This is a genomic window from Amycolatopsis sp. cmx-11-51 (assembly GCF_047608665.1).
Taxonomy (GTDB): domain Bacteria; phylum Actinomycetota; class Actinomycetes; order Mycobacteriales; family Pseudonocardiaceae; genus Amycolatopsis.
In genome coordinates this window covers 1-4170 of sequence record NZ_JADNQO010000037.1, presented here as the reverse complement: position 1 = coordinate 4170, position 4170 = coordinate 1, and the positions used below count along the sequence as shown (strand labels likewise).

Here is a 4170-nt window from a genome sequence, read left to right as displayed (position 1 = left end):
TGTTTCGGTGGTTATAGCGTCAGGGAAACGCCCGGTCCCATTCCGAACCCGGAAGCTAAGCCTGACAGCGCCGATGGTACTGCAACCGAAGGGTTGTGGGAGAGTAGGACACCGCCGGACTAACCTTGAACAAGGGTCTGGGACCTGGTTGAGAACCCAAGAGGTTCTCCCAGGTCCCAGACCCTTTTCTACGTCCCCACACCCGTGCTTGAACGGCGAACACGCGTGATTGAACGGCGAACACGCGTGACTGGACGGACAACACGATGTTCGCCGCCTAATCACGCGAGTTCTCCGCTTAATCACGCGAGTTCTCCGTCCGATCACATGAGATACCCGCCCAAGCACGCGAGATACGGGGTTGAGCACGTGAGTTACGGGGTTAGGGCGGGCAGGGTCTCGCTGAGGGGGCCGCGGACCACCGCGGCGGCCATGGAGTCGTAGGGCGTTTTGGAGCCATTGCAGATCACGACATCGGCACCGGCTCGCGAAGCGGCGCTCACCAGGCCGGCTGCGGGCTGCACCTTCAGGGACGAGCCGGCCACCAGCAGGAGGTCGCTCGCTTCGACGGCGGCGCGAGCCGCGAGAAGCAGGTTCCGGTCCAGTTGCTGGCCGAACGAGATCGTGGCGGACTTCAGAATGCCGCCGCAGACCAGGCAGAGCGGGTCGGTCTCGCCCGCCCGGACGCGGTTCAGCGTCGTGCGCATGTCCTGGTGATCGTCACAGGACAGGCAGACGGACTCGAACATCGTCCCGTGCAGCTCCAGCACTCGCTCGGGCGGGGAACCCGCCTTCTGGTGCAGCCGGTCGATGTTCTGGGTGACGACATGCGTCGGCGACAGGCGCACGAGCGCGTGATGTGCGGCGTTCGGTCGAGCCTTCCAGCCTGGGTGGACCAGCCGCGCCTGCCAAGTCCGCTCTCGGACCTCGCGACTGCCCTGATACGCCTGGAGGTTCGACATCTTCTCCGCGGTCGGATCGCGGGTCCACAGGCCCTGCGGGCCGCGGAAGTCGGGGATCCCGGAGTCCGTGGAGATTCCGGCGCCGGTCAGCGCGACGACCCGGCCGGCGCCGGCCACGAGTGAGCGGGCCTTGCTCAAGGGGGTGGTCACCCGGCCATCATCCCCCTACTTGATCGCGCTGCCCGCCTGCCAGTCCGCCCACGACTTCGACCAATCACCGTAGAGGTCCCAAACCGGCAGTTGCGGGCCACCGGAATTGGTCACCTCGACGACGTCGCCGAGCCCCATGTTCTGGTAGAACCACTGGGCGTTGGCGGCGTTCAGGTTGACGCAGCCGTGCGACACGTTCGAGCTGCCCTGCGCGCCGACACTGTTCGGGTTCTCGTGGACGAACTCACCGTCGTTGGAGATGCGCAGCGACCACTTCTCGTTGGCCTTGTAGTACCCCGGCTGACCCTGGCAGACGCCGTAGGTGCACGAGTCCATCGTGTAATTCTCGTGTTTGTCCGAAATGACGTGTGCGCCCACATGGGTCGGCGTGGCGTCCTTGCCCATGGAAATGGGCATCGATTTCGCCAGCTGGCCGTTGTGGAAGATCTGCATCTGCTCGGTGTCGCCGTCGGCCTTCGCGACCCAGGAATCGTGCACCTTGTACGTTTCGGTGCGGTCGGTCGCACCGTAGACGCCATTGCCGAAATCGACCCCGTAGATCATCGCCGACGCCTTGAGCGTCGTCCCCGGCTGCCAGTACACCTTGGGGCGGTAATGGACGTTCTTGTCGTCGATCCAATACCAGGAGCCCTCCTGTTTCGGGGTGGACTCCACTGACAGCTTCTTCTCCACCTCGGCCTTGTTCTTCACCGGCTGACCGAACGCGAACACGATCGGCTGCCCGACACCGACACCGCCGGAGGCGACCGCCGAAGGCGCCGGGATCAGGTTCGGGTTCGCCTGCTGCTTCGGGCTCAAGGTGGAGACCCGGCTCTGCTGCTCGACCGGCTTTCCGTTGTTCCCCTTGGCGTGCGCCACGATCTTGTAGGTGCTGTCGTATCCGAGGGGTTCCACCGTCTTCCAGCTGAGCCCGTCGGCCGCCAGCTCACCCTTCACCTGTTTGCCCTTGTCGGCGTTGGTGACGGTGACGTCGGTCAGTTTGCCGTGCTCGGCCTTGACGACGACCGGGGTCGCCGGATTGACATTGGCTCCGCCCGCCGGATCAATGGTCACCGAAACCGGGCTTTCGTCCGATTCGGCACTGGTGCCCGTCGAATTCATAGCGCCGTTTCCGGCGTCGCCCGAGGATGAGCAGGCCGAGATCAGCAGTGCCGCGGCGAGTATTCCGGCCGTCGAAAGTAATGTCCTCTTGGGAAGCATATGGGTCTCTCTTTAAAAGTAACCAGTTACGTCGCGATCAACGGAAAGTACTCTTTCAAAAGTACGCGACGAAGAAGACGTGATCGATGCCGGCTGGTTGCTCGTCAGGCTACGACGAGACCTGGCGCACCATAAAGACCAGGGCCATCGACGCTCAATTCACCCAAATAGGTCTTCGCGGCTTCGTAGGCCTCGGCGGTCAGTGTCGTGGTGTGGCTGAAGTCCAGCGGGCTGACCCGCACCGGCTTCGGGCCCGGCACGTAGACCACCGGCACTGCGGCGGCGGCGATCGGGGCCTCCAGCACGGCCTGGTTCCGCATGCTGATCATCGCGGTGAACATCATCACCTCGGCGAAGGTCTGCGGGGTCCCGGGCATCTTGCCGGGGAAGGCACAGTCGAGGACGACGAGCGACTTCGCGCCCATCGCGAGCGCCTGGCGCATCGGCACGTTGGCGACCAGGCCGCCGTCGTAGAGCATGCGGTCCCCGAACGGCACCGGCGGATAGATCCCCGGGATCGCGCAGCTGGCCAGCAGCGGCGCCAGAACGGGCCCTGAGCGGATCAGCAGCGGCTCGGCGGTGTCGACGTCCGTCGCGACGACGCCCAGTGGCAGCGCGAGATCCTCGAAGCGGACGCCCTCGCCGATGTGCTCGTCGAGGATCGCGGCGAGACCGGTGTTGGGGAACAGGTTGGTCTTGCTGTGCCGCAGGGTCCGCACCTGGCTGAGCACTCCGCCGGGGAACGCCTCGTGCCGGGTCATCCGCGACCAGATGCGGTTCAGCCGGTCACCCGATTCGTCCCCGAGCGCGAGGACGGCGGCGTTCAGGGAACCCACCGAGGTGCCGACGACGAGGTCAGGGGCGATACCGGCTTCCGAGAGCGCCTGCAGCATCCCGACCTGCATGGCGCCGAGGCTGCCGCCACCGCCGAGGACGAAACCGATCGGCTGGGGCAGGTTCAAGGCGGCCATGCCCGGAATCTAGTCCTCCGCGCCGACCTTCGCCGGGGTGGCTTCTTCGACTGTGCCGGCGAGCGCCTTCTTTTTCTTGTAGCGCAGCAAGAAGAACACGGCGACACCGACGAGCACGCCGACGATGGCCAGGCCGCCGGTGTTCAGCACGCCTTCGACCTTCTTCGCGGCTTCACCGAGGGCGGCACCGATACCGATGTGGATGGCCGACCAGCAGGCCGCGCCCGCCGCGGCGGCGGGCAGGAACTTGCGGAAGGGCAGGCCCGACGTTCCGGACGCCGCCGGGGTCAGCGTGCGGATGACCGGGAGGAACCGCGCGAAGAACACCGCCCACGCGCCTCGCCGTTCGAGCACGCCGGTTGCCTTGTCCCAGGCTTCGAGGCCGTATTTGCGGATCAGCTTCGTCTCGCGCAGACGCGGGCCGAAGCGTTTGCCGATCGCGTAGCCGAGTGAGTCACCGAGCGCGGCGCAGACCGTCACGACCGCCCACAGCGTCAGAAAACGGGAGACCGACGTCGCCGTCGTGGCCGCGACCAGCAGCCCCGATTCGCCGGGCGCGATGAAGCCGAGTCCGATGGTGCATTCGGCGAACACCAGTCCGCCGGTCGCCGCGACCAGTCCCGGTTCCGGGAGTCCCTGCAGCCAGTTGAGAAGATCCGTTACCAACGCCACCAGGTCACATTACTGATTCGTGACCTGGTGGGTGGCGGCTTCGAGAAGAGGGTGACGGGAGTCACCGGGCCAGCAGTGAGCTGGCTTCTTGGGCGGCGGGGCCTTCGGCGGCGAGGTGGGCCAAGTTCTCCGACAATGCTTCACCGCGGTGAGCCTTCGTCTGCGCGAACAGACGCCCGGCCCGATACGACGAC

General features: G+C 65.8%; 4 protein-coding genes, 1 rRNA gene and 1 pseudogene. 1 reads left to right on the top strand and 5 read right to left on the bottom strand.

Annotated elements, in window-relative coordinates; all coding sequences use genetic code 11:
* The first annotated feature begins 3 nt into the window (after positions 1-3).
* Positions 4-120 (top strand): 5S ribosomal RNA (gene rrf / locus ACM6LU_RS39090).
* A 254-nt stretch (positions 121-374) separates the two neighbouring features.
* On the opposite strand, the gene ACM6LU_RS39085 is transcribed toward rrf, so the two are convergent.
* From ACM6LU_RS39085 to ACM6LU_RS39065, 5 genes and pseudogenes are all read right to left on the bottom strand, one after another.
* Positions 375-1112: an SIR2 family NAD-dependent protein deacylase gene (locus ACM6LU_RS39085; RefSeq protein WP_414942907.1), complete on the bottom strand. Its 738-nt coding sequence runs from the start codon at positions 1110-1112 to the stop codon at positions 375-377.
* Between the two features lie 15 nt (positions 1113-1127).
* On the bottom strand, positions 1128-2333 hold the full coding sequence (locus ACM6LU_RS39080; RefSeq protein WP_414942906.1) for a L,D-transpeptidase: 1206 nt from the start codon (positions 2331-2333) through the stop codon (positions 1128-1130).
* 104 nt (positions 2334-2437) lie between these two features.
* Positions 2438-3304, bottom strand: coding sequence for a patatin-like phospholipase family protein (locus ACM6LU_RS39075; RefSeq protein ID WP_414942905.1), 867 nt, complete (start codon positions 3302-3304; stop codon positions 2438-2440).
* Between the two features lie 9 nt (positions 3305-3313).
* Positions 3314-3976, bottom strand: a complete 663-nt coding sequence (locus tag ACM6LU_RS39070) for a DedA family protein (protein ID WP_414942904.1) — start codon at positions 3974-3976, stop codon at positions 3314-3316.
* A gap of 61 nt (positions 3977-4037) precedes the next feature.
* Positions 4038-4170: pseudogene (locus ACM6LU_RS39065) on the bottom strand (lipoate synthase); the annotation flags it as partial.

Bases quoted from the DNA above. Each gene is read 5' to 3' on its own strand.
- ACM6LU_RS39080 (WP_414942906.1), bottom strand. From the start codon at position 2,333: ATGCTTCCCAAGAGGACATTACTTTCGACGGCCGGAATACTCGCCGCG.
- ACM6LU_RS39075 (WP_414942905.1), bottom strand. From the start codon at position 3,304: ATGGCCGCCTTGAACCTGCCCCAGCCGATCGGTTTCGTCCTCGGCGGT.